The sequence below is a fragment of the Actinomadura livida genome, assembly GCF_014648675.1.
Taxonomy (GTDB): domain Bacteria; phylum Actinomycetota; class Actinomycetes; order Streptosporangiales; family Streptosporangiaceae; genus Spirillospora; species Spirillospora livida.
The window spans coordinates 33,739-59,038 of record NZ_BMRO01000017.1 but is presented as its reverse complement, the minus strand read 5'-3'; the positions used below and the strand labels follow the sequence as shown (position 1 = coordinate 59,038).

The following is a 25,300-nucleotide window of genomic DNA, read 5'->3' as shown; positions in this document are numbered from 1 at the left end:
CGAACCGGAGCCAGCACACCGAACATTCCGCCAAAGCAGTGATGATCTTCGCTTATAGGCATAATCACGCGAATGGCGATATCGCTCCCGGTGCGGTTCCGCAGCGACGGGACGCGGGTGGCAGTGGAGACCGACCCGCTGCACGCCCCCCTGCGCGACTTCCTCCTCAACGACCTGGGCGAGGACATCTCCGCGATCGTCCGTGTTCAGGGACGGCTGAGCGGTGACGGGTACGAGCCCTGGCAGGAGCTCTACCGCTACCACCGCCTCGATTTCGACGGAACGATCGTCCACGTGCGCGACGTCGCCGGATGGGCGTCGTGCGACCTCGACCCGGCGGTGCTGCGCAGGTGCCTGGACGAGTACCTCCAGCAGGTGGGGGCGCTGCAGAGCCGCCGCAGCCTCCAGCCCACGCCGAGCAGTGCATCCTCGGGCGAGCCTGTGGCCACGTCCCTCGCGCTGGGGTCCGTCTCACACCGGACGCAGGGCTGGGGTCTCATCCGGACGCCGCGCGCCGTTCTGGAGGACATGGCGGGGCTCACCCCCCACCCGGACGCATGCCTACCGCATGGCGTCCTGAGCACCGGTTCGGGCGCGTGCTGGGCGGACCTGGCCGTCCTGGACGGGACGCACACGCGGCTGCGCAGCGGCACCAAGACGTTCATGCCCCGTGGCATCGACCCAGAGCGACTCATGAACGAACTGGGCAACACCCTGACCCAGGCCCGTTTCCTCAGGTCCGTTCCCGGGGCGTGGTACGGCTTCGTCGCCGGTGTCCCTGCGCACGGCTACGTCGACCCGGACATGGTGCTGCGTCTCCCCTGCGAGCCGATCGAGGTCGGAGGCGTCATGCAGCGGGTGAGGGTGTTCTTCCCCGAGCTGGCCGATTCCGGTGTCGACCTGGAGGCGGCGGCAGCCACCGCGAGTGGGTGCACCTCATCGGTGTACGGGCCGAGGCACGTCCTGACCGCGTTCCTGCTTCACGACGTGCAGAGTCACCGCCACCATCTCGAGGTCGTCCGTGCGGCACGCCCGGGATGGGAGCACACGGGGAACGCCTGCCACCTCCGCCTGGACGTGCAGACCGCCCGCCTGGAGCACCTGTGGCTTCCCGGGCACGCCTGCGAGATACCGACCGGCGAGTTCGCCCGCGTCCTCGACGAGTACGAGCGGCTCCTGTCGCCCTAGTTCTCGTCGTCCTCGTCGATGTCGTCCCTGCCGCATAGTGCGGTGACCACCGTGTCGGTCAGCATCGCGCCCGCCATGCCGTCCGTGTCCAGCTCCGGGTCGTAGATGGTTACGTCGATGCCGAGCGCGCGCGGGCTCACCGCCAGTGTCGTCAGCACGGAGGTCAGTTCCTCGAACGACAGGCCGTTCGGGTTGGGGGAGTCGACCGCCGGCATGACGCTCCGGTCGAGGACGTCGGCGTCCAGGTGGATCCAGAAGCCGTCGACCGGCGCCGCCTCCAGATGGTCCCGCGCCGCCCGCGCCGCCGCGTCCGCGCCGTGCTCGCGGACGTACTCGATCGGGAAGCGGCGGACGCGCGAGGCATCGAACGCGGCCAGGTCGAACAGCTCGACGTCCTCGGGCTCCACCTGGCCGCCGAGGTGCGCGACGTGCTCCTCCGCGACGTAGGGGCGCAGCCCGCGGATGTCGGTCAGCGCGCCGGGGCCGTGCCCGGTGACCAGCCCAAGCGCCATCCCCCCGGCGGTGAGGCGCCCCGCGACGGCCGACGGGTCGCGGCGGGGCGAGTAGTCGTCGTGCCCGTCCAGGTACGCCAGCCCGAAGGCGCCGCGGCGGCGCAGCGCGAGCATCGGCCCGAGCACGATGCCGCAGTCCCCGCCGAGCACGACGGGGAACCGGCCGGTGTCCAGCAGCTCCCCGACGCGCGACGCCAGCCGCTCCGCGTGGTCGGCGATGCCCGGCCCGTTGAGGTAGCCGGTCTCCTCGTCCGGGCCGAACAGGTAGGGCGGCGGGTCGACCCGCCCGGCGTCCTCGGCGCCGAGGCGGCCGAGGATGCCGTGCCCGCGCAGCGCACGGGCCAGCCGGCGCACGCCCGGCTCGTGCCCTTCGCGCGGCGGGCGCAGCCCGAGGTTGGACGGGGCGTCGAGGACTGCGATCATTCTCGCAATCTAGACCACAGTTCCAGTCGGAGAGGGGGCGCCCGATGGCCGGCGCGCTGCGGTTCGCGGACCGCCTGCTCGGCCTTCCCCCGGCACCGGCGCAGCGCGTCTCGGTGGAGCGCGACCTGCGGATCACCATGCCGGACGGGGTCGTGCTCGTGGCCGACCTCCGCCGCCCGCGCGGCGCCGGGCCGCTGCCCGCCGTGCTGATCCGGACCCCGTACGGCAAGGAGCGGCCCGCCCTGCGGCTGTTCGCCGGGGTCCTCGCGCGCCGCGGCCTCCAGGTCGTGGTCCAGAACGTGCGCGGCGTCCCCGGGTCGGGCGGGGAGTTCCGCGCCTTCCACCGCGAGAAGGACGACGGCCTCGCGACGCTCGCGTGGCTCCGCGCGCAGCCGTGGTGCGACGGCCGCGTGGCGATGGCCGGGGCGAGCTACCTCGGCTTCACCGCCTGGGCGGTCGCCCCCTACGCGGACCCGCCCCTGGAGGCGCTGGGGCTCGGCGTCACCGCGTCCGAGTTCGCGAGCTCCTTCTATCCGGGCGGTGCGCTGGCCCTTCACAACACGCTGATCTGGTCGTCGTTGATGGGCACCCAGGGCGATGGGACGCGTCCCCTGCACAACCGGCGCGTGCGCCGGGCGATGCGGCACCTGCCCGTGGGCGAGGCCGACACGGCCGCGATCCGACGTCCCGAACCGTTCTTCCAGGAGGTCACCGCCCACGCCGGGTCCGGCGGCGACTTCTGGAAGGCCACCGACCACAGCGGCGGCGTTCCCGAGACGACCGCGCCCGCGACGATGGTGACCGGCTGGTGGGACCTCTTCCTCCGCCGACAGCTCCGCGACTTCGCCGCACTCCAGGCCGCCGGACGCGACGTCCGCATCACGATCGGCCCATGGGGACATGACACGAAAGCCCTCCGCGCCATGCTCATCGACCAGGTCTCCTGGCTCGATGCCCACCTGAACGGCGGCAAGGCCCGGTTGCGTCAGGCACCGGTGAGGCTTCACCTCCAGGGAGCCGATCGCTGGCTCGACTTCGACCGCTGGCCGCCGCCCGGGACCAAGCCCACACCGCTCTATCTGTCCCGAAGCCTCTCCTGGGACGTGCCGGCCGATGCCGAGCGTGCCACGTTCGTCTACGACCCGCTCGACCCTACGCCGAGCGTTGGCGGCCCCCTGCTGTCCCCTGGGAAGGGCGGGCAGCGCGACAACACGCGGATCGAACGCCGTCACGACGTGGTCGTCCTCACCGGCGCGGCCCTGGAACGCGACCTCGACATCATCGGCCCGGTCTCGGCGACGGTTCACGTCCGCACGAACACCGGGCACGGCGATCTGTTCCTCCGCCTCTGCGATGTCGACCGCGAGGGCGTCTCCCGGAACGTCACGGACGGCATCCTCCGCCTGACCCCGGACCACGCCACGGCCGACGGGATCGTCCGCGCGGAGATCGAGATGCATCCGACCGCCTACCGGTTTCGGCGCGGGCACCGGCTCCGGGTCATGCTGGCCGGAGGCGCCTTCCCCCGGTTCGCCCGCAACCCCGGCACCGGCGAACCCGCGGGCGAGGCCGTCGCGACCCGCCGCACCCGCTTCGAGGTCTTCCGCGGCGCGACGTACCCGTCGGCCGTCCACCTGCCCGTCCGGGACGGCCAGGCATAGGTATCAGCGGGGCGTAGGCGTCAGCCGGGCAGCGCCCCTGATTCCGCGCGGAGCGCCTCGTACTCCTTCAGCACCTTCTTGCGCGCGCGGGCCGACAGGCGGTCGATGTAGAGCTTGCCCTCGAGGTGGTCGGTCTCGTGCTGGAGGCATCGGGCGAGCAGGCCCGTCCCCTCGACCGAGATCGGCGTCCCGGTGACGTCGAAGCCGTAGACGGTCGCCTGGTCGGGACGCGCCACGCGCGCGTGCGGGCCGGGCACGGAAAGGCAGCCCTCCTCGTCGTCGTCCAGGCGCCGGTTCTCCAGCGTCGGCAGCTCCAGGACGGGATTGACGACGGCCCCCTTGCGCCGCTCGCCGTCCTCGTCCGGGCAGTCGTAGACGAAGACGCACAGGTCCACGCCGATCTGGTTCGCGGCCAGGCCGACGCCCTCCGCCTCGTACATGCTGGCGAACATGTCGTCGGCCAGCTCCCGCAGCGCCGCGTCGAAGTCCTCGACGGGACGGCATGGACGGTGCAGGACAGGCGTCCCCACCAGTGTGATCGGTCGCGCCCGTCCCGCCATCGCCCGTGCCTCCCGGCCCGCAAGGGTTCATTCCTTACACGTCGGTGCAAAAATACATCGCCCGCCTGACCGCGGAGCGTGTTCCGTTCGTCGCACACCGTCGCCCGCTCATCGACGCGGACGGCCGAAACCTCGAACCCGCCGCCCCGCGTCGCTACGTTCGTCACATCCGCCGAACGGCCGGTGCGACCGCCGCTTCGGGGGGAGCGGCCGGTCCTGTACGCATCCGGGGCCGACCCGGCGGAACGGGGGGAAGAGGGGTCACTTCGGGGGAAGTGACCCCTCCGTCCGTTTCCGGGGAGCTTGTGGGAACCCCGCCCAGCGTCTCCTCCAGCCTGCGGGAACCCGATACCGAACGGTCTGCTCGTGCTCACGAGCACCCCGCAGCAGCGGCACCGGCCGCGAACCAGCCACCACGTCGATCAACTCCTCGCTCCGCGCCGCCACCAGGCTCGGCGGATGCGAAGGCGGTGGGCGGTTCTTTGGGGCTTGCTCGGCGTGTCGTGCCGGCGGGGTGGCACGGCAGGGGAAGTGGTCGTCCGCGCCAGGTGATGGATCTTCGTTCGGGGCGGTGACTGGAATTCTTCGCAAAGGTCTTCTTGAGTTCGGCAAAAGGCGTTCGGCTTGGCGAAAATTGCAGCTAGATCAGCCTGGCCGCGGGACGTTTCCGGCGTAACGGTGATGGCTTCCCCTATTGGCCCCGCCGTGGAAACTTGACGCGGCGGAGGTCGACTTCCGGGGCGCGCTGCGAAATGGTCTCCCCCATGTATTCACGAATCAAGGGTGCCGGGACGTCCGGGCCCACAAGATGGCTGCTCGCCTTTCTCGGCGCGCGCGAACAGGCGATGCGCACCCATACCGGACTCGCCGCGGGACCCACGGAATGGCTGCTGGTCTTCCTGGAGGTCGAGCGCACCGAACTCGCCGCCCGGCAGCGCCCCGAGCGCGCCGCGCCGCTGCTGTCGCGCCGCGGCAGGCCCGAGGAGTCCCCGTTCGGGCGGCTGACCGCCCGCAGCGCGTAGAGGAAGGCCATGACCATCGAGATGTTGCTCGCCGCCCTGATCGGCGGTGCGATCGGCCTCGCCGAGCTCGTCGCGCGCTACCGCGACAAGCCGGTCGGCGCCCTGCTGTCCCCGGGCGGGCTGCTGTTCGTCTTCGTCAACGCCAGCGCGGCGATCGTCGCGCTCATCGCGGTGACCGCCTCCGGCTGGACGTTCGGCCTGCCCGCGGCGACGCCCCCGGCCAGCCTCGCGGTGATCCAGGTGATGACCGCCGGGCTCGGGTCCGCGGCCCTCCTGCGCATGTCGTTCGGCCCCGCGAACGGCAGGGTCGGCGGCACCGGCCCCGTCGCCCTCCTGAACGGCATCCTCCGGATCGCCGACGGCGAGCTGGAGCGCAAACGCGCCCTCAGCCGGCTGTCGCGCAACGACCTGTCGGGCCTGTCGTTCGAACGCGACCACGCGGCCCTCGCCGAACTGTGCTGCCACCTCATGCGCGAGTTCGACCTGTCCGAGGCGCAGCGGCTCGGCGGCCTCGCCGCCGAGCTCAGCCACCGCGACGACCTCACCGACGCCGACAAGCTGGACTGCTGGGGCCTGGAGCTGACCCGGCTGGTCGGCGAGCGCGCGCTCCGGCAGGCCGCGCGCCGGCTGCGGGACCGCCCGCGCGACGAGCCCCGCCCGGCCGCGGCGGAGGAGCGGCCGGCCTCCCCGGTGCCCGACACCGACTACCAGCTGGAGACCACCCCGCCGCGCCCGTCCGTCGCCAAGACCTCCCGGCTCGCCGCGAGCACCAATGGCAGGACGGAACGCAAATCGTTCAGCGATGTCTGAGCACACGTGAGATACCGGTGCACCCCGTCGGGTGCACCGGTATTTTGCTGACCCGCGCTATCGCGGCCGGGCGGGTGCGTGCTTTTCCGGCTGTTCCGCGCGCTGCCGCGCCGGCCGGGAAGGCCGCGCCGGGAAAGCGGCCGGGTGCGGCGGCGCGTTTTCGGGATCGCCCCGTTCCTCCAGGGCCGCGGCGATGCGGTGCAGCGCCTCCGCCATCGAGATCATCGCCTGCACCTGGGCGGCCGCCATGAGGTTCCCCGGCGAGGGATCGGCGGCCTGTGCCTCCGCGGCCGCGTCGCACGCCTGCTGGCTCCACCAATGCACGCGGCGATTCTATTGGCCCGGTCGAATTCCGCGCCGCCGCCGCGCCGCCCGTTACGGAAACCGAAAAGGAAAGGCTTTTACCCGTGACCACAGAACCCCGTGCGGCACCGCCCGCCGCGCCGGCCCCGCCGCGCTGGGCCGTGAAGCCGGTGCGGCAGCTCACCGCCGGCGAGCTCGCCGAGGCCCTCGGCTACCTCGAACGCCACCGTCCCGACGACGACGTCCTCGGCCGCGCCCTCGCCGGGGAGTTAGCCCGCCGCACCGCCGCCGCCGAGTTCGCCCGCCGCACCGCCGACCGAGGGGCCGCCGGCGGCGCCGGCCCCTCGGCGACGCCCTCCGCACCGGATGCCGGCGGGTCCCGCCGCCCCGGTGCGTGACGCTGGTGCGGTGCTCGGGGGGACCGGGGGCGGGCTCTCAGCGAGTGCGGTAGCGGCCCTCGGCGACCGGTTCGGCCAAGCCCGCGCGGGTGAGGCGTTCCAGGACGTCCTTCGCCTCCCGGCGCGGCCAGCGGAAGGCGCGGGAGAGCTGCCTCGCGTCGGCCTCCACCATGGCGTCGAGCAGCACCAGTGCGGCGTCCCCCCGCCGTTCCGCGGCGGGACGCGGATCGGGGTCCGGAAAGGCGCGGGCGGTGGTCTCGATGACGCAGCTGGGCCAGCCGGGGCCGTCCTGGACGGTGCCGTAATTGGTCACCAGCAGGGCGCGGCCCAGCTCGTCCAGGACCTTCTGGGCGGAACGGGAGTTGAGGCCGAGGTCCTGCCGGATGGCCCGCATCGACGTGGGGCCCTCCGCCGCGACACGGGCCAGCACCGTCCGCGCGGTGGCGGACAGATCGGGGACGACGGGGTCTCCCTCCCGGGCGCACGGGAGCAGGAGAGAGAGCAGGCGGGGAGAGAGCAGTGACTGGCGCCCGAGAACGAACCGGCCCACCCAGGCCCGGCCGAGCACGGGAAGCTCGTCCTTCCAGGCCCACATGCGGTCGAGGTCCTCGCCCCAGCCGGCCGGGAGGCGCGCGCTCGCGTCGTCGCGGGCGGCCTCCCGCAGCGCCGGGAACGTCGCGTCCGCGTCGCCGAACAGGAGCGCGAAGCCGACGTCGTCGACGAAGCCGGCGGCCTCGCCGATCGTCGCCAGCGGGGGCCGGTCCATTCCCCAGCGCTCCAGCCGGAGTTCGTGAAGCGCGCCCATGGCCCCCGCGCCGCCGTGCCTGTCCTCGTCTCCCGGGCTCGTCACGGTCGGAACCTATCCCTCGCCACCGACCGTTTGCCGCCGGGCCAGTCCCGGCCGTGCCGGGACGAGCGCCGAGGCCGGGGAACGCCCACGCCAGCGTCGACATCGCCGACGCGGTACTGAAGTGGGAGTGACGCCCGCCCATGCGGGAGGCCGCGTGCGTGAGGGTAGGGAGGGAATGGGAGGAACCATGGAGGTACGACTGCGCAGGGTGTACGACGACGCCTCGGCCGACGACGGGAAGCGGATCCTGGTCGACCGGGTGTGGCCGCGGGGCCTGTCGAAGGACAAGGCGCGGCTGGACGAGTGGGCGAAGGACGTCGCCCCGTCCACGGAGCTCCGCAAGTGGTACGGCCACGAGGCCGGCCGCTTCGGCGAGTTCGCCCGCCGCTACGAGGCCGAGCTCGACGAGCCCGAGCGCGCCGCCGCGCTGGACCGCCTGCGTGAGATCGCGGGCGGCGGCCCGGTGACCCTGCTGACCGCGACCAAGGACATCGACCACAGCCAGGCGGCCGTGCTGGCGGCTCGCCTGCGCGGCGGCTGACCGTTCCGCGACGTCCCCCGGCCGGGCGTGGGAGGTGCGGCGGCTGAACCGCCGCACCGGCCAGGTGCGGGTCCCGAAGGTGGGGATGGGTGCGGTTCCGCTGGTCCCGCCCGGTGCCCGGCGGGGTGAAGTCGTTCCGGGTGACCCGCGTCGGCGCGCGGCACCCTGGAGGAGCCGGGCGTCAACGTCGGCGCCAAGGCCGGGCTCAACCGGGGCATCCTCGCCAACGGCTGGGGACGACTCGCCGCCCGGCTGGAACGCAAGGCCCCCGGACGGGTCGTCAAGGTCGACCCCGCGTACACCTCGCAGACCTGCAACCCCTGCGGGCACCGCGCCCCGGACAACCGCGACAGCCAAGCGGTGTTCCGGTGCACGGCCTGCGGGCACCGGGCCAACGCCGACGCCAACGCCGCACGCAACATCCGAGATACCGGGGGACGCGGCCGGGCGGCCGTTCCCGTCCGGCGCCGATACACCGCCATAACCTGCGGCAGGGCCTGTCACGTGCGCTGATGCGCACGTCTTACAGTGGAGGGGTCTTCGAGGAAGGGATCATCACATGCCGTTGGCCCCCCGCCTGCCGGCCCCACCCGAGATGTTGTCTGCCCTAGAGGAGACGTACGACAGGGTGCTGAGGCGCGATCCGGGCGAGGCGGAGTTCCACCAGGCCGTCCACGAGGTATTGGAGTCCCTCGGGCCGGTGCTCGCCGCACGTCCCGGCCTGGCCGCAGCCAAGCTGGTGGAGCGCCTGGTCGAGCCGGAACGTCAGATCATGTTCAGGGTGCCCTGGCAGGACGACCAGGGCCGTGTCCAAGTCAACCGCGGCTTCCGCGTCGAGTTCAACGGGGCGCTCGGCCCGTACAAGGGCGGGCTGCGGTTCCACCCGACCGTGAACCTCGGCATCGTGAAGTTCCTCGGTTTCGAGCAGGTGTTCAAGAACGCGCTGACCGGGCTCGGCATCGGCGGCGGAAAGGGGGGCAGCGACTTCGACCCGCACGGCCGCTCCGACGAGGAGGTCATGCGGTTCTGCCAGTCGTTCATGACGGAGCTGTACCGGCACGTCGGCGAGCACACCGACGTCCCCGCCGGCGACATCGGCGTCGGAACCCGCGAGATCGGCTACCTGTTCGGCCAGTACCGCCGCGTCACCAACCGCTGGGAGGCGGGGATGCTGACCGGCAAGGGCCAGATGTGGGGCGGTTCCGCGGGCCGGACGGAGGCGACAGGGTACGGCAACGTCATGTTCACGGCCGAGATGCTGCGGCGGCGCGGCGAGGACCTGGACGGCCAGCAGATCGTGGTGTCCGGTTCCGGGAACGTCGCGATCTACACGGTCGAGAAGGCCCAGCAGCTCGGCGCGAACGTCATCACCGTGTCCGACTCCGGCGGCTACGTGGTGGACGAGAAGGGCATCGACCTCGACCTGCTCAAGCACGTCAAGGAGGTCGACCGCGGCCGCGTCTCCGACTACGCGGACCTGCGCGGCGGCTCGGCCCGGTTCGTCCCCGGCGGCTGCGTGTGGGACGTGCCCGCCGACATCGCCCTGCCGTCCGCGACGCAGAACGAGCTGGACGCCGCCGCGGCGCGGACCCTCGTCCGCAACGGCGTGAAGGCCGTCTCGGAGGGCGCGAACATGCCGACGACGCCCGAGGCCGTCCACATCTTCCAGGAGGCCGACGTCGCGTTCGGCCCGGGGAAGGCCGCCAACGCCGGCGGCGTCGCGGTGAGCGCGCTGGAGATGCGCCAGAACGCCAGCCGCGCGTGCTGGTCGTTCGCCCGGGTCGAGGAGGAACTGGCCTCGATCATGACCGGCATCCACGAGAAGTGCTACGAGACGGCCGAGCGCTATGGCGCGCCCGGCGACTACGTCGTGGGAGCCAACATCGCGGGCTTCGAGCGCGTCGCCGACGCCATGCTCGCCCAGGGCCTCATCTAGGCCCGCCCCCGCCCGGCCGCAGGCCCGGGCAACCGTTTCCGACGGGTCGTCCGCCTTCAAAGGCGAGGGCGGCGATACCGCGCCGGACGAGCGAAACGAACGCCTCCGGCAGATTCCCCAGAACCCTGCTCGCAGAGCCCCGCTGACAGCGCAGCCCCTCTTTGAACATGTTCAAAACTGGCGTAGGCTTGCCGCGACGCTGAGGGGTGGGACGATGCGCATTGTCATTCCCGGAGGAACCGGGCAGGTCGGCACGATCCTGGATCGCGCCCTGACGGCCGCGGGCCATGAGGTCACGATCCTGACCAGGAGGCCGTCGCGTGAGCGCGAGGTCGCTTGGGACGGCCGCACGCCGGGCCCCTGGACCGAGGCCGTCGACGGCAGCGACGTGGTGATCAACCTCGCCGGGCGCAGTGTCAGCTGCCGCTACACGCCCGCCAACCTCCAGGACATGATGGACTCCCGCGTGCACTCCACCGAGGTGGTGGGCGAGGCGATCGCCGCCGCCGCCCGGCCGCCGCGCGTCTGGCTGCAGATGAGCACCGCGACCGTCTACGCCCACCGCTTCGACGCACCCAACGACGAGGCGACCGGCGTGATCGGCGGTGCCGAGCCCGGCGTCCCGGCGTACTGGGCCTACAGCGTCAAGATCGCCAGGAACTGGGAGCGGGCGCAGGAGCGGGCCGCGACACCCGCCACCCGCAAGGTCGCCCTGCGCTCCGCCATGGTCATGAGCCCCGACCGCGGCGGCGTCTTCGACGTCCTGCTGTGGATGGCGCGGCTCGGCCTCGGCGGGCCGGTCGCGGGCGGCGCGCAGTACGTGTCCTGGATCCACGAGCACGACTTCGTCCGCGCGATCGAGTTCCTGATCGACCGGGACGACATCGCCGGGCCGGTGAACATCGCCGCCCCGGGCCCCCTGCCGCAGCGCGCGTTCATGCGGGCCCTGCGCGCCGCGTGCCGCATGCCGGTCGGGCTGCCCGCGACCGCGTGGATGGCTGAGCTGGGAGCGCTCGCGATCCGCTCCGACACCGAACTCCTGCTGAAGAGCCGCCGCGTCGTGCCGGGCCGCCTCCTCGACGCGGGCTTCGCGTTCGACCACCCGAGCTGGGCGGACGCGGCCGGGGAACTCGCGGCCCGCCGCCTGCGGCGCGCACGGCCGCGGCGGGTTTCCGGAATGCGTGTCCGGGCAGGTGAGTGACCGTTGCCGAACGTTGTCGTCTCCAGCGCTGGGGGTTTGGGACATGGCATCGGGGTGGTACGGATCGGGCGGCGGCATGGACCCGTTCGAGGAGATGCTCGCCCGCTTCTTCGGATCGCGGGCGCACCGCCGTCCGATGGAGCGGATCAGCATCGCGCGCCTGATGAGCGAGCCCGCGCGGGAACTCGTGCGGGACGCGGCCACGCAGGCGGCGCAGTGGGGCAGCGTCGACCTCGACACCGACCACCTGCTGTGGGCGGCGACCCGGCAGCAGGGCACCCGGCACTGGCTGGAACGGGCCGGCGCCGACCCGGACAAGATCAAGCACGAGATCGAGGAGCACGTCCGGCGCGGTGAGCCGCGGGACGTGCCGCCCGAGCTGACGCCGTCGGCCAAGCGCGCCCTCCTGGACAGCCACCAGGTCTCGCGGGCGCTGGGGTCGTCCTACATCGGGCCCGAGCACCTGCTGTTCGCGCTGGCGCTCGACCGCGGCTCCGGCGCGGGCCGGATCCTGGACGCCGAGCACGTCACTCCGGACACGCTCCAGTCGGCGGCGACCGGCGGCGGGCAGCCTCCCCCGGGCGGTCCCGGCGGCGGGCAGCAGACCGGCACCCCGACGCTGGACGAGTTCGGCCGCGACCTGACCGCGCTCGCCCGGGAGGGCCGGATCGACCCGGTGATCGGCCGCGAGGACGAGATCGAGGAGACCGTCGAGGTCCTGTCCCGGCGCACCAAGAACAACCCGGTGCTGATCGGCGACCCGGGCGTCGGCAAGACCGCGATCGCCGAGGGGCTCGCGCAGCGGATCGTGGACGACGACATCCCGGAGACGCTGCGCGGCAAGCGGCTGGTGCAGCTCGACCTCGGCGGCGTCGTCGCCGGCACCCGCTACCGGGGCGACTTCGAGGAGCGGCTGAAGAAGGTCGTGGACGAGATCCGCGCGCACGCCGACGAGCTGGTGATCTTCATCGACGAGATCCACACGCTGGTCGGCGCGGGCGGCGCCGAGGGCGCGATGTCGGCGGGCAACATGCTGAAGCCCCCGCTGGCGCGCGGCGAGCTGCACGTCGTCGGCGCGACGACCATCGACGAGTACCGCCGCAACATCGAGAAGGACGCCGCGCTGGAACGCCGGTTCCAGCCGATCCTGGTGCCCGAGCCGTCCGTGGACGACAGCATCGAGATCCTGCGCGGCCTCCGCGACCGGTACGAGGCGCACCACCAGGTGCGGTTCACCGACGAGGCGCTGGTCGCGGCCGTGGACCTGTCCAGCCGCTACCTGACCGACCGCTTCCTGCCGGACAAGGCGATCGACCTGATCGACCAGGCCGGCGCCCGCGTCCGGCTGCGCTCCGGGCGGGACGGCGGCCGCCGCGAGCTGGAGGACCGGCTCGACCGGCGGCGCCGGGAGAAGGACCAGGCCGTCGCCGACGAGGACTACGAGCGGGCGTCCGAGCTCCGCGACGAGGTCGCCCGGCTGGAGCGGGAGATCGCGGCGATCCGCGACAACGGCGGCCCGGCCACGGTCCCGGAGGTGACGACGGAGGACATCGCCGAGGTCGTCTCGCGGATCTCCGGCGTCCCGGTCACCCAGCTCACGCAGGCCGAGCGGGAGCGGCTGACGCGGCTCGAAGAGCACCTGCACGAGCGCGTGATCGGGCAGGAGGACGCCGTCGCCGCGGTGGCGCGGGCCGTCCGCCGGTCCCGCGCGGGCATGGGCGACCCGGACCGCCCGATCGGCGGGTTCCTGTTCCTCGGCCCGACCGGCGTCGGGAAGACCGAGCTGGCCAAGGCGCTCGCCGAGGCGCTGTTCGGCAGCCGCGACCGGCTGATCCGGTTCGACATGAGCGAGTTCCAGGAGCGGCACACGGTGAGCCGGCTGATGGGCGCGCCGCCCGGATACGTCGGGTACGAGGAGGCCGGGCAGCTCACCGACGCGGTCCGGCGGCAGCCGTACTCGGTGATCCTGCTCGACGAGATCGAGAAGGCGCACCAGGACGTCTTCAACGTGCTGCTGCAGCTCCTGGACGACGGCCGCCTCACCGACGCGCAGGGACGCACCGTCGACTTCCGCAACACCGTGGTCATCATGACCAGCAACCTCGGCTCCGAGCTGATCACCGGCCGGACCGACATCGGGTTCGGGACGGCCGGCGGCGAGGGCGCCGCGCTCAGCGACCGGATCATGCGCCGGCTGCGCGAGGCGTTCCGGCCCGAGTTCCTCAACCGGATCGACGAGATCATCGTGTTCCAGCGGCTGGAGGCGGGGCAGCTCCGCCAGATCACCGACCTGCTGCTGGACGAGACGCGCCGCCGCCTCCGCGCGCAGGACGTCGACGTCACCTTCACCCCTGAGGCCGTCGACTGGATCGCCGAGCGCGGCCACCAGCCCGAGTTCGGCGCCCGCCCGCTGCGCCGCACGATCCAGCGGGAGGTGGACGACCAGCTGTCCGACCTGCTGCTCGCCGGCGACCTGGGGCGCGGCAGCCACGTGCGGGTCTCCGCGGTCGACGGCGGCCTGGAGTTCCACGTCACGACCGAGGAGAGGGAACCGGCGAGAGGGGAGGGGCTACAGTCGTCGTCGTGACGACCACGGCGCCCCTCACCGGCTCCCTGCAGCTCCCGGACGGCACCTGGATCCGGGGGCGCGGCCTGCGCAACCCGATGCCGGACGGCCCCGTCCCCGGCTTCGGCCTCTACCTCGGCCATGGCAAGCTCCGCCGCCGGCACGAGCCCGCGCTGACCTGGCCGTCCGTGTGGCTCGACTGGCCCGACTTCCGGCTGCCCCGCGACCGGGACGAGGCCGTAAGGCAGATCCGCGCGCTGCACGAGCGGGCCCGCTCGGGCGAGCCGGTGGAGGTCGCCTGCGGGGGCGGTGTCGGGCGCACCGGGACGGTCGTCGCGTGCCTCGCCGTCCTGTCCGGCGTGGCACCGTCCGAAGCCGTCGCGTGGGCGCGCGAGCACCACCACCCGCGGGCCGTGGAGACGCCCTGGCAGCGCCGCTGGGTGGCCGCGTTCCCCGGCTGACCCGCCGCCGGCCGACCCGCCGGGTCAGCCGCCGAGGATCAGCGACGCCGCGTGCTCCCCGATCATCATGCTCGGCGCCGCGGTGTTCCCGCCGGTGATGCTCGGCATGATCGAGGCGTCCGCGACGCGGAGCCCCTCCACGCCCCGGACGCGCAGCGCGGGGTCGACGACGGCGCGCTCGTCCGTGCCCATCCGGCAGCTGCCCACCGGGTGGTAGACGGTCGTCGCCCGGTTCGGCAGCTCCCTGGCCATCGTCGCGCGGTCGGGGAACTCCGGCCCGGGGGACAGCTCGGCGGTCACGTCCCCGGCGATGAGCCGGTTCGCCATGATCTCCCGGACGAGCTCGATGCCGTCCAGCAGCAGCCGGGCGTCGTCGGGCTCGGTGAGGTAGCCGGGGTCGATGACGGGCGCGGCGGCCGGGTCGGCGGACGCGAGCCGCACCGTGCCGCGGCTCTTCGGGTAGATCAGCGTCGGCATGATCGTGAGGGCGGGGCGCTTGTCGACCTTGTGCCGGGTCGGCGCGTCCTGGTTGGGGAACGGGTACGACCACGGCAGCGCGTGGATCTGCAGGTCGGGGATGTCGCCCGCCTGCGGGCTGCGGACGAACCCGACGGCCTCGAACACGCTGCGCGCCATCCACGTCCCGCCGCGGGTCCACTCCTTGAGCAGCCCCGACGCGAAGTAGGGCGCGGTGCCGCGGTTCCGGGCGGTGCCCATGACGAAGGTCATCGGCACGAACATGTGGTCGTGGAGGTTGTCGCCGACCGGCAGGTCCGCGTGGACCTCGATGCCGTGCTCGCGGAGGTGCGCGGCGGGCCCGACCCCCGACAGCATCAGCAGGTGCGGCGAGCCGAACGCGCCCGCCGCGACGATCACCTCCTGCGTCGCGTGGATCGTTCCGCGGTCCTTGCCGTCCACGATCTCGACGCCGGTGGCGCGGCCGTCCCGGACGACCACGCGCCCCACGGTCGCCTTGGTCAGCACGGTCAGGTTGTCCAGGCCGTGGTCGTCGAGGTAGCCGACCGAGGAGCTGTAGCGCAGCCCGTCGTGGGCGCTCTGCTGGAAGATCGACGCGCCTTCCTGCTCCTCCCCGTTGTAGTCGTCGTTCCGCTTCACGCCCGCCGTGTCGGCCATCGCCTCCAGGAACGCCTCGGACGCGGGCGTGAGGTCGCGCTGCCGGGTCACCTGGATCGGGCCGCCCGCGCCGCGCAGGTCGGTCGCGCCGTCCTCCCAGTTCTCCATCCGCCGGAAGCTGGGCAGGACGTCGTCGTAGCCCCAGCCCTCGCAGCCCTCCGCCGCCCAGTCGTCGTAGTTCCTGCGGTGGCCGCGCACGAACAGCAGCCCGTTGATCGACCCGGAGCCGCCGAGCACCCGGCCCCTGGTCTGCGGGATCTTCCGGTCGAGCGCGTTCGGCTGCGGGGCGCTGTAGAAGCCCCAGTCCAGCCGCTTCTTCAGCTGCGGGACGTTGTGGAAGATGGCGATCAGCCCCGGCTTGCGGACGAGCGCTGTCCGGTCGGATCCGCCCGCCTCGACCAGGACGACGTCCGCCCCCGACTCGGCCAGGCGCTTCGCCAGCACGCAGCCCGCGCTGCCCGCCCCCACGACGACGTAATCAGCGGTCCGATCCATGTGCACCTCTCAGCGTCCGCGAGGCGACCACTGGTGGGAACCCGCGCCTGGCCCGATCGCCCGGATGGCTGCACGGTAGAAGCCCCCGGCGCCCCCGCCAACGCGAGTCCCGGTGACCGGAACCGACCGGCCACCGGGCGATCCGCCTCCGGGATCAGGACCGGGCGGCCTCCGGCTTGAGCCGGTAGGACAGCAGCACGACCCCCGACGCGTACGTCTTCGTCTCGTTGACCTCGAACATCGCCCGGGTGCCCGCGCGGAACAGCAGCCCGTCGCCGCCTGCCCGCCCGAAGAAGAACGGGTGGACCCAGAGCCGGAGCTCGTCGAGCAGGCCGTGCTCCATCAGGGTGTGGGAGAGCCTGCCGAACCCGTACTGCACGATGTCGCCGCCCGGTCCGTCCTTCAGCCGCGCGATCTCGGCGGGGACGTCGCCGCCGATGACGGTGGAGTTCGCCCAGTCCGCCTTGTCCATGGTGGTGGAGACGACGTACTTGGACACCGCGTTCATCTTGTCGGTGTACGGGTCGCCGGACCGTCCCTGCCACACCGAGGCGAAGCCGTCGTAGGTGTGCCGGCCGAACAGGACGCCGTCGCAGGCCGCCAGCACCTCGGTCTGCGCGTCGGTGTCGTCCGTGGCGTCGAGCGACGGCCAGTCCTGCGGGTCCTTGATGACCCCGTCGATCGTGACGAAGGTCGAGTTGATGATGCGTCGCATGGTGTTTCCTCCTATCTCGAACCGTGGCTCCAGCCTCGTTCCGCGACCGGTGCGCGGGCATCCGTGGCGCCACTGAAGCACCACGGAACTGAAGCACCACGGAGGCCACCGAGGGCCCCGCGGATCGGTCAGACTGGCGTGGTGACCCGCGAGCGGCCTGTGGAGATCACCGAGCGCGAGGCCGAGGTCCTCGCCGCGCTCGGCGCGCGGCTGTCGAACGCCCAGATCGCCGGGCGCCTGCACATCTCCGTGCGCACGGTCGAGAGCCACATCTCGTCGCTGCTGCGCAAGTACGGGGTCGCCGACCGGTGGGCGCTCGCGGACGAGGCGTCCCGCCGCACCCCGCCGCCCGGCCACCTGTCCGGCCTCCCGGCGCCGCGCACGGCGTTCTTCGGCCGCGCCGCCGAGCTGGAACTGGCCCTCGGCCTGTTCGGGGACACCCGGCTGGTGACGCTGCTGGGCACGGGCGGGATCGGCAAGACGCGGCTGGCGGTCGCGGTGGCCGAGTCCGCGGCGCCCGCGTTCCCGCTGGGCGGCGCGTTCGTCGACCTGGTGCCGGTGCGCGACGGCTTCGTCGCGGAGGCGGTGGCGTCCGCCCTCGGGGTGACCGAACGCCCCGGGCAGGCACTGGAGGACGCCGTCGCGCGGCACCTCGGCCGCGGGAGGTCGCTGCTCGTCCTGGACAACTGCGAGCACCTGCTGGACGCCGTCGCCGCCTTCACCGAGCGGCTGCTGTCCGGCTGCGCCGCGGTGACCGTGCTGACCACCGGCCGCGAACGGCTCGGCGTGCCCGGCGAGCGGACCGTCCCGGTGCCGCCCCTCCCGCTGGACTCCGACGCCGAACGGCTCTTCCTCGACCGGGCGGTGGCCGCCGACCCCGGTTTCACCGCCGACCGCGCCGACGTCCGCGAGCTGTGCCGCCGCCTGGACGGGATGCCGCTCGCGATCGAGCTGGCGGCGGCGCGCAGCGCGTCGCTCGGCGCGCCTGGCCTGCTGGCCGCCCTGGACGACGTCCTGCGCCTGCTGAGCGGCGGGCGCGGGGCCGTGGCACGGCACCGGTCGCTGCGCGCGGTGCTCGGCTGGAGCCACGACCTCCTCACCGACGACGAGCGGGTGCTGTTCCGCCGGCTGTCGGTCTTCGCCGGCGCGTTCGACCTCGCGGCGGCCACCGCCGTCGCGGCGGATCCCGGCACGGCCGCACCCGGCCGCACCGCCGACCTGCTCGGGCGGCTGGTCGACAAGAGCCTCGTCGCCGGTCCCGCGCGGGGCCGGTGGCGGCTACTGGCGACGGTGCGCGCGTTCGCCGCCGAACGGCTGGAGGCCGGCGGCGAGGGCGACGCGGTGCGGGACCGCCACCTGCGGTGGGCCACCGAGACGGCCGCCGAGCTGGAGGACCGGCTGGACGGCCGGATGGACGGCGAGACGCGCGCGGGCTTCGACGCCGTCGCCGACGACCTGCGGTCGGCGCTCGCGGGCGCGCCGCCCGGCCGCGCCGCCGTCCCGCACCGGCTGGCCCGCTCCCTCGCCCACCTCACCTACGCCCGCAGGTTCCTGCGCGAGGTGCCCGGCCACTACGAGGAGGCCGCCCGGCGGGCGCCCGACCCGGGCGAGGCCGTCGCCGACCTGCGCGCCGCCGCGGACGCCGCGCACGCGCTCATCGACACGGGCCGCGCCTTCGAGCTGCTCCTCGCCGCGGCGGACCGGGCCCGCGCGGCCGGTGCCGGGAACGCCGAGGCGGTCGCGCTCGCGTTCGCCGTCACGACCGCCGAGCGGCACCCGTCCGGGTTCGCGGCCGAGATCCCGCACGGGCGCCTCCGCGACCTCCTCGCCGCGGCCGCGTCCGCCGGGGACGACCGGGACCCCCTCGTCGCCGCGCACCTCGCCGCGGCGCGCGCCTGGAACGCCCGCGAGGAGAAGGTCACCCCGGAGCCGTCCCTGGTCGGCGGCGCGGTGGCCGCCGCCCGCGCGAGCGGCGACCCGGTGCTGCTCTGCGGGGCGCTCGACGCGGCGGGGATCGCCGCGCTCACCGCCGGGCGGTTCCGCGAGGCGCACCGCGTCGCCGCGGAACGGGTCGGGCTGCTGCCCGCGATGCCGCGCGACGTCCCGTACCCGGCCCCGGAGATCACCGACGCGTTCCACATGGGGTCGTCCTGCGCCGTCGCGGCCGGGGACCTGCCCGCCGCGCTGGCCACGGCCCGGCTCGCCGCCGCCGACGACCTGATCGGGGAGCGGTCGCCGGTCGCGGTGAGCACCCTGCTGCCGCCGCTCGTCCTCACCGGCGGACTGCGCGAGGCGCTGGACCACGCCCCGACCCTGTGGGGGGTGTGCGAGCAGGCGGGCAGCCCCCTCGCCTGGGTCGCGCCGGCGGTCGCGGCGGTCGCCCTCGCGCACGGGCTGCTCGGCGAGGAGGCCGGGTTCCGGGTGTGGCGGGCCCGCGCGGAACGCGTCGCCGGGGCCGCCCGGTCCCGGTACCTCGCCTCGTTCGCCGCGTTCGTCGACGCCCGGATCGCGCTGCGGTCCGGAACGACGGACGCGCGCCCGGCTGAATTGGTCGATGCGGCGTTCACGGACTTCCCGCCGCAGGACTGGTACCGGACGTACGCCCGTGCGGCCGGTGCCGAACTGGCCGTCGCGGCCGGGCTCCCCGACGGGGCCGAACGGCTCGCCGCGGCCCGCGACGCCGCGGCGGAGAGCGACTGGGCCGCCGCCTGCCTCACCCGCGCCGCCGGGCGCCTCCACGGCGACCCGGGCGAACTGTCCGCCGCCGCCGAGGCATGGGAGCGCATCGGCGCCCGTTACGAGCGGGCCTGCACGCTGCTCCTCATCCCCGGCAGGCTGGACGAGGGCCGCAAGGAACTCGCCGACATGCACGCACCCTGACGGGCCGGGTCACTCGTACGGGTTCTTCGGCTCTTCGATCTCCCTGAGGGAGTGGGCGCGGAGGGTCTGCACGACCGTCCTGCCGGACTGGCGGGGCGGCTCCCAGACGCCCGTGACCCGGACCCAGGAGTCGGCGGGCGGCTGCGGGACGCCGCGCACCCGCACCGGGAACGGGACGGCGTCGCCCGCACAGCAGGCGATCTTCATCCGGGTGAGCTGCCAGCCGCCCCGGCCCTTCCCGGCCGGGGTGACGAACCCGGTCAGCCGCACGGGGACGCCCTGGAGCTTCGCGGGGTCGCCGGTCTGGGCCTCGTGGGCGCGGCCGATGAACTCGCCCACGCTCATGTCGACCGGCCCGGCGGCCGCGGACAGCGGGGGGAAGCCGTCGTCCGGCGGGGCGGGCGGCGGCGCCGCGCGGTCGGTGCCGCGCGCCGCGCTGAACGAGCCGAGCGCGGGCGGCGCGATCACGAAGATCGCCAGCACGGGCAGGCCGAGCAGCCACGCCACCCGCGGCCCGCGCGAGTGATCGTGCCCGTGCCCGTGCCCGTGGTCGGGGTGGTCGTGGTCGGGGTGGTCGTGGTCGGGATGGCCGTCGTCGTGGCCCGGGGCGTCCCGCCATTCGCGGCGCAGCCCGGCGGCGCCCAGGGCCAGCAGCGCCACGGCCGCGGCCACCAGCGGGTACCGGAAGCCCGGCCGCACGTAGTTGACGTACTCGCCGCTGACCAGCGTGATCCACAGCACCGCGGCGCCGAGGAACACAAGCAGCAGGTTCTGCGCGGCCCTTGTCACGACAGCAGCCCTCCCACCAGCACGCTGACGCCGACCGCGAGGCAGAACGTCAGCGGCACGAACCGGACCGCGAAGCGGCGGCCGAAGAAGCCCGCCTGGAGCGCGATCAGCTTCAGGTCCACCATCGGCCCGACGACCAGGAAGGTCAGCTTCGCGGTCGTCGAGAACTGCGACAGGCTCGCCGCGACGAACGCGTCGGCCTCCGAGCAGATGGACATCAGCACGGCCAGCAGCGCGAGCAGCAGCACCGAGACGACGGCGTCCCCGGCCGCGGCGTTCACCCAGCCCGCGGGGACGACCACGTTGATGGTGGCCGCCGCCATCGCGCCGACCACCAGGAACCCCCCGGCGTGGACGATGTCGTGCCGCATCGCCTGCCGGAACGCCTCCGCGCGCCCGGCCTTCCCGTGCGCCTCCGGGCGGGACGGGATCCGGATCCATTCGCCCTTGCCCACGAGCAGCCACACCCAGCCGACCAGCACCGCCACGAGCAGGGACGCGGCGAACCGGCCCACCACCATCTCCGGTTTCCCCGGGAAGGCGACCGCGGTGGCGACCATCACGACCGGGTTGATCGCCGGAGCGGCGAGCAGGAAGGTCAGCGCGGCGGAGGGCGCGACCCCGCGCGCCATCAGCCCGCCCGCGACCGGCACCGACGCGCACTCGCACCCCGGCAGCACGGCCCCCATCGCGCCCGCGGCGGGCACCGCGGCGCCCGGCCGGCGCGGCAGCACCCGCCGCCACAGCGACGCCGGGACGAACGCGGTGATCGCGGCCGACAGCGCCACCCCGAACACAAGGAAGGGCAGGGCCTGGACGCACACCGCGACGAAGATGGTGGTCCACGCGTCCAGCGCGCCCGCGTCGATGAGGGGTGCCAGCCACGTCCGCCCGAGCACGAGCACGGCCGCCAGCAGGCCGAAGACCAGCGCGGCGCGGGTACCCGGAGCGACGGGATCGCGGCGGCCCCAATCGGCCGGCGGAAGCAGCTCGTCCTCGGCCTCCCGCAGGCCGACGCGGTCGCTCATGGAGACAATCGTGCCAGAGCGGCCGGGCCGAAACCGCGACCCTTCGCGCGACACGTCCGGACCGAATCGAGGGGTCGGGCTGCCCGCGGGGCCCCGGCAGGCGCATACTGGGCGTTGATGAAACCCACAGGAGCCGCCAGGCGGCGACATCTGCCCACCAGTCCCTTCAAACCCCCGCCCGCTGCGCCACCGGCCAAGGAGTTCGCACCTGAGGACCGGGTCACGCACGACAAGTACGGGCTCGGACGCGTGCTCGAAGTCGAGGAGGGCCAAGCGGTCCTGGTCGACTTCGGGACGGGGAAGGTCCGCATCCCCGCCCCGTACAGCAAGCTTCTGAAGCTCTAGAGGTCCGGCTCAGCGGCCCGGCGGAGCGTCCAGCAGGCCGTGGTGCAGGGCCTTCAGCACGGCCCTGGTCCGGTCTCGCACGCCCAGCTTCGCCAGGACGCTGGAGACGTGGTTCTTCACCGTGCCCTCCGCCAGGTGGAGGGCGTCGGCTATCTCCCGGTTGGCGTAGCCGGCGGCCAGTAGGCGCAGCACGTCCCGTTCCCGGCCGGTGAGCGGCTGGGGCGGGAGGTCCCGGGGGTCGTCCGGGTCCGGCATTCGCCGCATGGCCTGGAGCAGCCGTTCGGTCAGGCCCGGCTGGACCAGCGTGCCGCCTTCCGCGAGCGTGCGTATCGCGGTGACGACCTGGTCGAGGGTGACGTCCTTGAGCAGGTAGCCGGACGCTCCGGCGCGGAGGGCGCGCAGCACCAGCTCGTCGTCGTCGAACGTCGTCAGCACGAGGGTGGGGACGGCGAGGCCGCGCGAGCGCATCGCGGTGAGCGTGGCGATGCCGTCCCGGCCGGGCATGCGGAGGTCGAGGAGGAGGACGTCCGGGGGGTCGGACTCCAGGACGGCCAGCGCCTCGTCGCCGTCCGCCGCCTCGGCGGTGACGGTCACCTCGGTGGACAGCTCCAGCAGGTGCCGGATCCCCTGCCGCACCAGCGTCTGGTCGTCGGTGACGCACACGCGGATCACGGCGCCGGCACCCTGGCGCTGACGGTGAAGCCCGACCGGGTGTCGAACGACACCTCGCCGTCGAGCTGGGCGATGCGCTCGCGGACGCCGGTCAGGCCGTTGCCGAGGCGCAGCACGGACGCGCCGCGGCCGTCGTCGCGCGCGGTGAGGACGATCTCGCCGCGCCCGGTCCGGCCGATGTCGATCCACAGGTTCTCGGCCTCGGCGTGCCGGATGGCGTTCGTGACGACCTCCTGGACGCAGCGGATCAGCACCGCGGTGCGCGCCTCGTCCGGCTCGACCTCGCCGGCGACGCTCAGGTGGACGCGCGGGTGCGGCAGGTCCGCGACGATCTCCGCGAGCGCGCGGTGGAGGGGCGGGGTGCGGGCGCGCAGCTCGCCCACCGCCGTGCGCACGTCGCCGAGCAGGTCCCTCGCCAGCCCGCGGGCCCGTGCCACGTGGTCGGCGGCGGGCGGCGCGCTGTGGTGCGCGGCCACCTCCAGTTCGAGGACGAGCGCCGTGAGCTGGTGGCCGAGGAGGTCGTGCAGCTCGCGGGAGATGCGCAGCCGCTCCGCGGACCGGCTCGCCTCCGCCAGCAGCGCGGTGGCGGCGCGGAGTTCGGTGTTGGCCACGGCGAGGCGTTCCCGGGCCGCGCTCTCGCGCTGCTCGCTGCGCACCGCCCACACCGTGCAGACCTGGAGCATCGTGTAGAGCGACGCGGTGAGCACCACGTCCATGACGGTGCCGTCGCGCAGCGTGGGCGCCGCACCTGCCACGGCGCTGTTGAACCCGAGCACCGCGGCCGTGTCGCGCAGCGTCGTCCGGTGGGCCGTGACCGCGGTGACGAACACCAGCAGGATCGCGAGCCAGGCGGCCTGCGCGCCCAGCAGGACGGTCGCGGCGCCCGCCGCCGCGACGGCGAGCAGGAGCGCCCACCGGCCGGTGCGGCGCGGCGCGTCGTCCAGGAGCGCCGACGTGAACAGCACGAGGAACCCGAGGTAGCAGGCCCACCACAGCCAGGCCGGCCCGATCGTGACGTCGCCGGCGGAGAACGCCACCGGCGCGCCGACCAGCAGGCAGACGGCCAGGACGCTCGCCGCGCCCCAGACCGCGAGATGGGACTTGGCCATGCTCGAAGGGTACGGGCATCGCGCCGGGCCGGACTGTGCCGGAAGTCATGGGTGCGGTCCATGACCTCCGGCACACGCGCGCGGGCGCGGCGGCCGCCTAGCGTTTGCGGCCGGAAGGGGCGTGACGATGGCTGTTGTCGAGGTCGAGGGGCTGCGCAAGCGGTACGGCGGGACGGTCGCCGTGGACGACGTGTCGTTCACCGTCGAGCACGGGGAGATCTTCGGGATCGTCGGCCCGAACGGCGCGGGCAAGACGACCCTGGTCGAGTGCGTCGAGGGTGTGCGGCGGCCCGACGCGGGACGGATCAGCGTGCTGGGGCTCGACCCCCTGCGGGACCGCGCGCGGCTCAGGCAGGTGATGGGGGCGCAGCTGCAGGGCGGCGGGCTGCCCGACAAGCTCCGGGTCGGCGAGGCGGTGTCGCTGTACCGGTCGTTCTACGCCGACGGCGCCGACCCCGGGCGACTGCTGGACGAGCTTGGGCTGGCCGGTAAGCGCGACACGGCGTTCGAGGACCTCTCCGGAGGCCAGGCGCAGCGGCTGTCGATCGCGCTGGCGCTGGTCGGCAGGCCCCGCGTCGCGGTGCTGGACGAGCTGACCACCGGCCTCGACCCGCGGGCCCGCCGGGGCACCTGGGAGCTGATCGAGCGGATCCGCGACACCGGCGTGACGGTGCTGCTCGTCACGCACTTCATGCCCGAGGCGGAGCGGCTGTGCGACCGCGTCGCGGTCATCGACCGGGGACGGATCGCCGCGCTGGACACTCCGGGCGGCCTGGTCGCGCGGGCGGGGACCGGCCTTGAGCGCGCCACCCTCGAAGACGCCTTCCTGGCGCTGACCGGGCGGGCGCCGGAGGAGGAGGCCGGATGACGGCCTACCGGCCGCCCGCGCGGGCGTGGGCGATGCTGACCTGGACCGAGGCGAAGCTGGTCGCCCGGGACACCGCCGGGCTGGTCATCCCGCTCGGCCTGCCGATGCTGATCATGGTGATGTCCGGGCTGGGCGCAGAGGGGGCGGGGACGGAGCGCTTCCGCGGGCTTCCCGCGCTGGACGCCTTCGTCGTCCCGATGACGATGGTGATGGTGGTCGCGCTGATCGGCCTGGTGAACATGCCGGCCGTCCTCGCCACCTATCGCAGGACGGGCGTGCTGCGGCGGCTGGCGGTGACGCCCGCGCACCCGCTGATGGTCCTGGCCGCCCAGGTGCTGGCGAGCCTCGCCCAGGTGCTGGCCGGCGTTCTGGCGGCCCTCCTGGCGGCGCGGCTGCTGTTCGGCGCGTCGATGCCGCGCGGCGCGCTCACCGCGGTCGGCGTCTTCTGCCTGGTGACGGCGACGATGTACGCGCTCGGCATGCTGGTCGCGGCGGTCGCGCCGTCCGCGAACGCGGCCGTCGCGCTCGGCCTCGTGGGGTTCTTCCTGACGATGGCCCTCGGCGGCGGTTTCGGACCGCGCGACAACCTCCCGGACCCGTTGGCGACGCTCGGCGAGTACCTGCCGTACGGGGCGGGCGTGGAGGCGTTGAGCGCCGCCTGGACGGGCGTGCCGCCGGACCTGGCGCATATCGGCGCGCTCGCCGGGACGGCCGCGCTGGCCGGCGCGGTCGCGGCGAAGGCGTTCCGCTGGGACTGACGTCTGCCCGAGGGCGCCCGGGACGCCGGAGGCCGGGAGAGGAGCGTCCTCTCCCGGCCTCGCCGGTCTCGCGGC

25 protein-coding genes are annotated in these 25,300 nt (G+C 73.9%); 15 read left to right on the top strand and 10 right to left on the bottom strand.

The window, feature by feature from the left end; genetic code table 11:
* Nucleotides 1–72: 72 nt before the first annotated feature.
* A complete protein-coding gene (locus IEZ03_RS31535) occupies nucleotides 73–1,188 on the top strand; it encodes a hypothetical protein (RefSeq protein WP_184889743.1) in 1,116 nt (371 codons plus the stop codon).
* On the opposite strand, the gene IEZ03_RS31530 is transcribed toward IEZ03_RS31535, so the two are convergent.
* Nucleotides 1,185–2,123: an arginase family protein gene (locus tag IEZ03_RS31530; protein WP_184889741.1), complete on the bottom strand. Its 939-nt coding sequence runs from the start codon at nucleotides 2,121–2,123 to the stop codon at nucleotides 1,185–1,187. The genes IEZ03_RS31535 and IEZ03_RS31530 overlap by 4 nt on opposite strands.
* Before the next feature lie 44 nt (nucleotides 2,124–2,167).
* Between IEZ03_RS31530 and IEZ03_RS31525 the strand changes: the two genes are divergently transcribed.
* A complete protein-coding gene (locus IEZ03_RS31525; RefSeq protein ID WP_184889739.1) occupies nucleotides 2,168–3,784 on the top strand; it encodes a CocE/NonD family hydrolase in 1,617 nt (538 codons plus the stop codon).
* A 20-nt stretch (nucleotides 3,785–3,804) separates the two neighbouring features.
* Here IEZ03_RS31525 and def read toward each other — a convergent pair whose 3' ends face one another.
* Nucleotides 3,805–4,344: a peptide deformylase gene (def, locus tag IEZ03_RS31520; protein ID WP_184889737.1), complete on the bottom strand. Its 540-nt coding sequence runs from the start codon at nucleotides 4,342–4,344 to the stop codon at nucleotides 3,805–3,807.
* 764 nt (nucleotides 4,345–5,108) lie between these two features.
* Here def and IEZ03_RS31515 point away from each other — a divergent pair.
* Together IEZ03_RS31515 and IEZ03_RS31510 are read left to right on the top strand one after the other, a co-directional pair.
* Nucleotides 5,109–5,366, top strand: coding sequence for a hypothetical protein (locus tag IEZ03_RS31515; RefSeq protein WP_184889735.1), 258 nt, complete (start codon nucleotides 5,109–5,111; stop codon nucleotides 5,364–5,366).
* Between the two features lie 9 nt (nucleotides 5,367–5,375).
* On the top strand, nucleotides 5,376–6,176 hold the full coding sequence (locus tag IEZ03_RS31510; protein ID WP_184889733.1) for a hypothetical protein: 801 nt from the start codon (nucleotides 5,376–5,378) through the stop codon (nucleotides 6,174–6,176).
* 57 nt (nucleotides 6,177–6,233) lie between these two features.
* On the opposite strand, the gene IEZ03_RS31505 is transcribed toward IEZ03_RS31510, so the two are convergent.
* On the bottom strand, nucleotides 6,234–6,500 hold the full coding sequence (locus IEZ03_RS31505; protein ID WP_184889731.1) for a hypothetical protein: 267 nt from the start codon (nucleotides 6,498–6,500) through the stop codon (nucleotides 6,234–6,236).
* Nucleotides 6,501–6,583: 83 nt separating this feature from the next.
* Between IEZ03_RS31505 and IEZ03_RS31500 the strand changes: the two genes are divergently transcribed.
* Nucleotides 6,584–6,877 (top strand): hypothetical protein, encoded by a 294-nt coding sequence (locus tag IEZ03_RS31500; protein WP_184889729.1) that lies wholly within the window; start codon nucleotides 6,584–6,586, stop codon nucleotides 6,875–6,877.
* Between the two features lie 37 nt (nucleotides 6,878–6,914).
* Here IEZ03_RS31500 and IEZ03_RS31495 read toward each other — a convergent pair whose 3' ends face one another.
* Nucleotides 6,915–7,727, bottom strand: coding sequence for an AlkZ-related protein (locus IEZ03_RS31495; RefSeq protein WP_184889727.1), 813 nt, complete (start codon nucleotides 7,725–7,727; stop codon nucleotides 6,915–6,917).
* Between the two features lie 187 nt (nucleotides 7,728–7,914).
* On the opposite strand from IEZ03_RS31495, the gene IEZ03_RS31490 reads away from it, so the two are divergent.
* The 6 genes from IEZ03_RS31490 to IEZ03_RS31465 all read left to right on the top strand — a co-directional run bounded on the left by IEZ03_RS31490 (nucleotide 7,915) and on the right by IEZ03_RS31465 (nucleotide 14,432).
* Complete coding sequence (locus IEZ03_RS31490) at nucleotides 7,915–8,268, top strand: DUF488 domain-containing protein (RefSeq protein ID WP_184889724.1); 354 nt, start codon at nucleotides 7,915–7,917, stop codon at nucleotides 8,266–8,268.
* A 165-nt stretch (nucleotides 8,269–8,433) separates the two neighbouring features.
* Nucleotides 8,434–8,781, top strand: coding sequence for a zinc ribbon domain-containing protein (locus IEZ03_RS38305; protein WP_221481812.1), 348 nt, complete (start codon nucleotides 8,434–8,436; stop codon nucleotides 8,779–8,781).
* An 82-nt stretch (nucleotides 8,782–8,863) separates the two neighbouring features.
* Entirely contained in the window at nucleotides 8,864–10,204 is a 1,341-nt protein-coding gene (gdhA, locus tag IEZ03_RS31480) for an NADP-specific glutamate dehydrogenase (RefSeq protein WP_184890982.1), read from the top strand.
* 214 nt (nucleotides 10,205–10,418) lie between these two features.
* The gene (locus IEZ03_RS31475; RefSeq protein WP_184889722.1) at nucleotides 10,419–11,405 is read left to right on the top strand and encodes a TIGR01777 family oxidoreductase; all 987 of its coding nucleotides are present in this window, start codon (nucleotides 10,419–10,421) and stop codon (nucleotides 11,403–11,405) included.
* 43 nt (nucleotides 11,406–11,448) lie between these two features.
* Entirely contained in the window at nucleotides 11,449–13,992 is a 2,544-nt protein-coding gene (locus IEZ03_RS31470; RefSeq protein WP_184889720.1) for an ATP-dependent Clp protease ATP-binding subunit, read from the top strand.
* A complete protein-coding gene (locus IEZ03_RS31465; RefSeq protein WP_229808699.1) occupies nucleotides 13,989–14,432 on the top strand; it encodes a protein-tyrosine phosphatase family protein in 444 nt (147 codons plus the stop codon). The genes IEZ03_RS31470 and IEZ03_RS31465 overlap by 4 nt, the downstream gene beginning before the upstream one ends.
* 24 nt (nucleotides 14,433–14,456) lie before the next feature.
* Here IEZ03_RS31465 and IEZ03_RS31460 read toward each other — a convergent pair whose 3' ends face one another.
* Nucleotides 14,457–16,061, bottom strand: coding sequence for a GMC family oxidoreductase (locus IEZ03_RS31460; protein WP_184889718.1), 1,605 nt, complete (start codon nucleotides 16,059–16,061; stop codon nucleotides 14,457–14,459).
* 154 nt (nucleotides 16,062–16,215) lie between these two features.
* Nucleotides 16,216–16,776, bottom strand: coding sequence for a dihydrofolate reductase family protein (locus IEZ03_RS31455; RefSeq protein WP_184889716.1), 561 nt, complete (start codon nucleotides 16,774–16,776; stop codon nucleotides 16,216–16,218).
* A gap of 141 nt (nucleotides 16,777–16,917) precedes the next feature.
* Here IEZ03_RS31455 and IEZ03_RS31450 point away from each other — a divergent pair, with 141 nt between their 5' ends.
* On the top strand, nucleotides 16,918–19,656 hold the full coding sequence (locus IEZ03_RS31450) for an ATP-binding protein (RefSeq protein WP_184889714.1): 2,739 nt from the start codon (nucleotides 16,918–16,920) through the stop codon (nucleotides 19,654–19,656).
* Between the two features lie 9 nt (nucleotides 19,657–19,665).
* Here the strand turns inward: IEZ03_RS31450 and IEZ03_RS31445 are convergent, their stop codons facing one another.
* Together IEZ03_RS31445 and IEZ03_RS31440 are read right to left on the bottom strand one after the other, a co-directional pair.
* Nucleotides 19,666–20,445 carry a TIGR03943 family putative permease subunit gene (locus IEZ03_RS31445; RefSeq protein WP_184889712.1) on the bottom strand — a complete coding sequence of 260 codons (780 nt, stop codon included), beginning with the start codon at nucleotides 20,443–20,445 and terminating at the stop codon, nucleotides 19,666–19,668.
* A complete protein-coding gene (locus IEZ03_RS31440; RefSeq protein WP_184889710.1) occupies nucleotides 20,442–21,473 on the bottom strand; it encodes a permease in 1,032 nt (343 codons plus the stop codon). Before IEZ03_RS31440 ends, IEZ03_RS31445 begins: the two co-directional genes overlap by 4 nt.
* A 117-nt stretch (nucleotides 21,474–21,590) precedes the next feature.
* On the opposite strand from IEZ03_RS31440, the gene IEZ03_RS31435 reads away from it, so the two are divergent.
* Nucleotides 21,591–21,818, top strand: a complete 228-nt coding sequence (locus IEZ03_RS31435) for a hypothetical protein (protein WP_184889708.1) — start codon at nucleotides 21,591–21,593, stop codon at nucleotides 21,816–21,818.
* Between the two features lie 9 nt (nucleotides 21,819–21,827).
* On the opposite strand, the gene IEZ03_RS31430 is transcribed toward IEZ03_RS31435, so the two are convergent.
* Together IEZ03_RS31430 and IEZ03_RS31425 are read right to left on the bottom strand one after the other, a co-directional pair.
* Nucleotides 21,828–22,490: a response regulator gene (locus IEZ03_RS31430; protein WP_184889706.1), complete on the bottom strand. Its 663-nt coding sequence runs from the start codon at nucleotides 22,488–22,490 to the stop codon at nucleotides 21,828–21,830.
* Nucleotides 22,487–23,599, bottom strand: coding sequence for a sensor histidine kinase (locus IEZ03_RS31425; RefSeq protein ID WP_184889704.1), 1,113 nt, complete (start codon nucleotides 23,597–23,599; stop codon nucleotides 22,487–22,489). The genes IEZ03_RS31430 and IEZ03_RS31425 overlap by 4 nt, the downstream gene beginning before the upstream one ends.
* Nucleotides 23,600–23,726: 127 nt before the next feature.
* On the opposite strand from IEZ03_RS31425, the gene IEZ03_RS31420 reads away from it, so the two are divergent.
* Nucleotides 23,727–24,467: an ABC transporter ATP-binding protein gene (locus tag IEZ03_RS31420; RefSeq protein ID WP_184889702.1), complete on the top strand. Its 741-nt coding sequence runs from the start codon at nucleotides 23,727–23,729 to the stop codon at nucleotides 24,465–24,467.
* Nucleotides 24,464–25,225, top strand: a complete 762-nt coding sequence (locus IEZ03_RS31415; RefSeq protein WP_184889700.1) for an ABC transporter permease — start codon at nucleotides 24,464–24,466, stop codon at nucleotides 25,223–25,225. The genes IEZ03_RS31420 and IEZ03_RS31415 overlap by 4 nt, the downstream gene beginning before the upstream one ends.
* Nucleotides 25,226–25,300 lie beyond the last annotated feature (75 nt).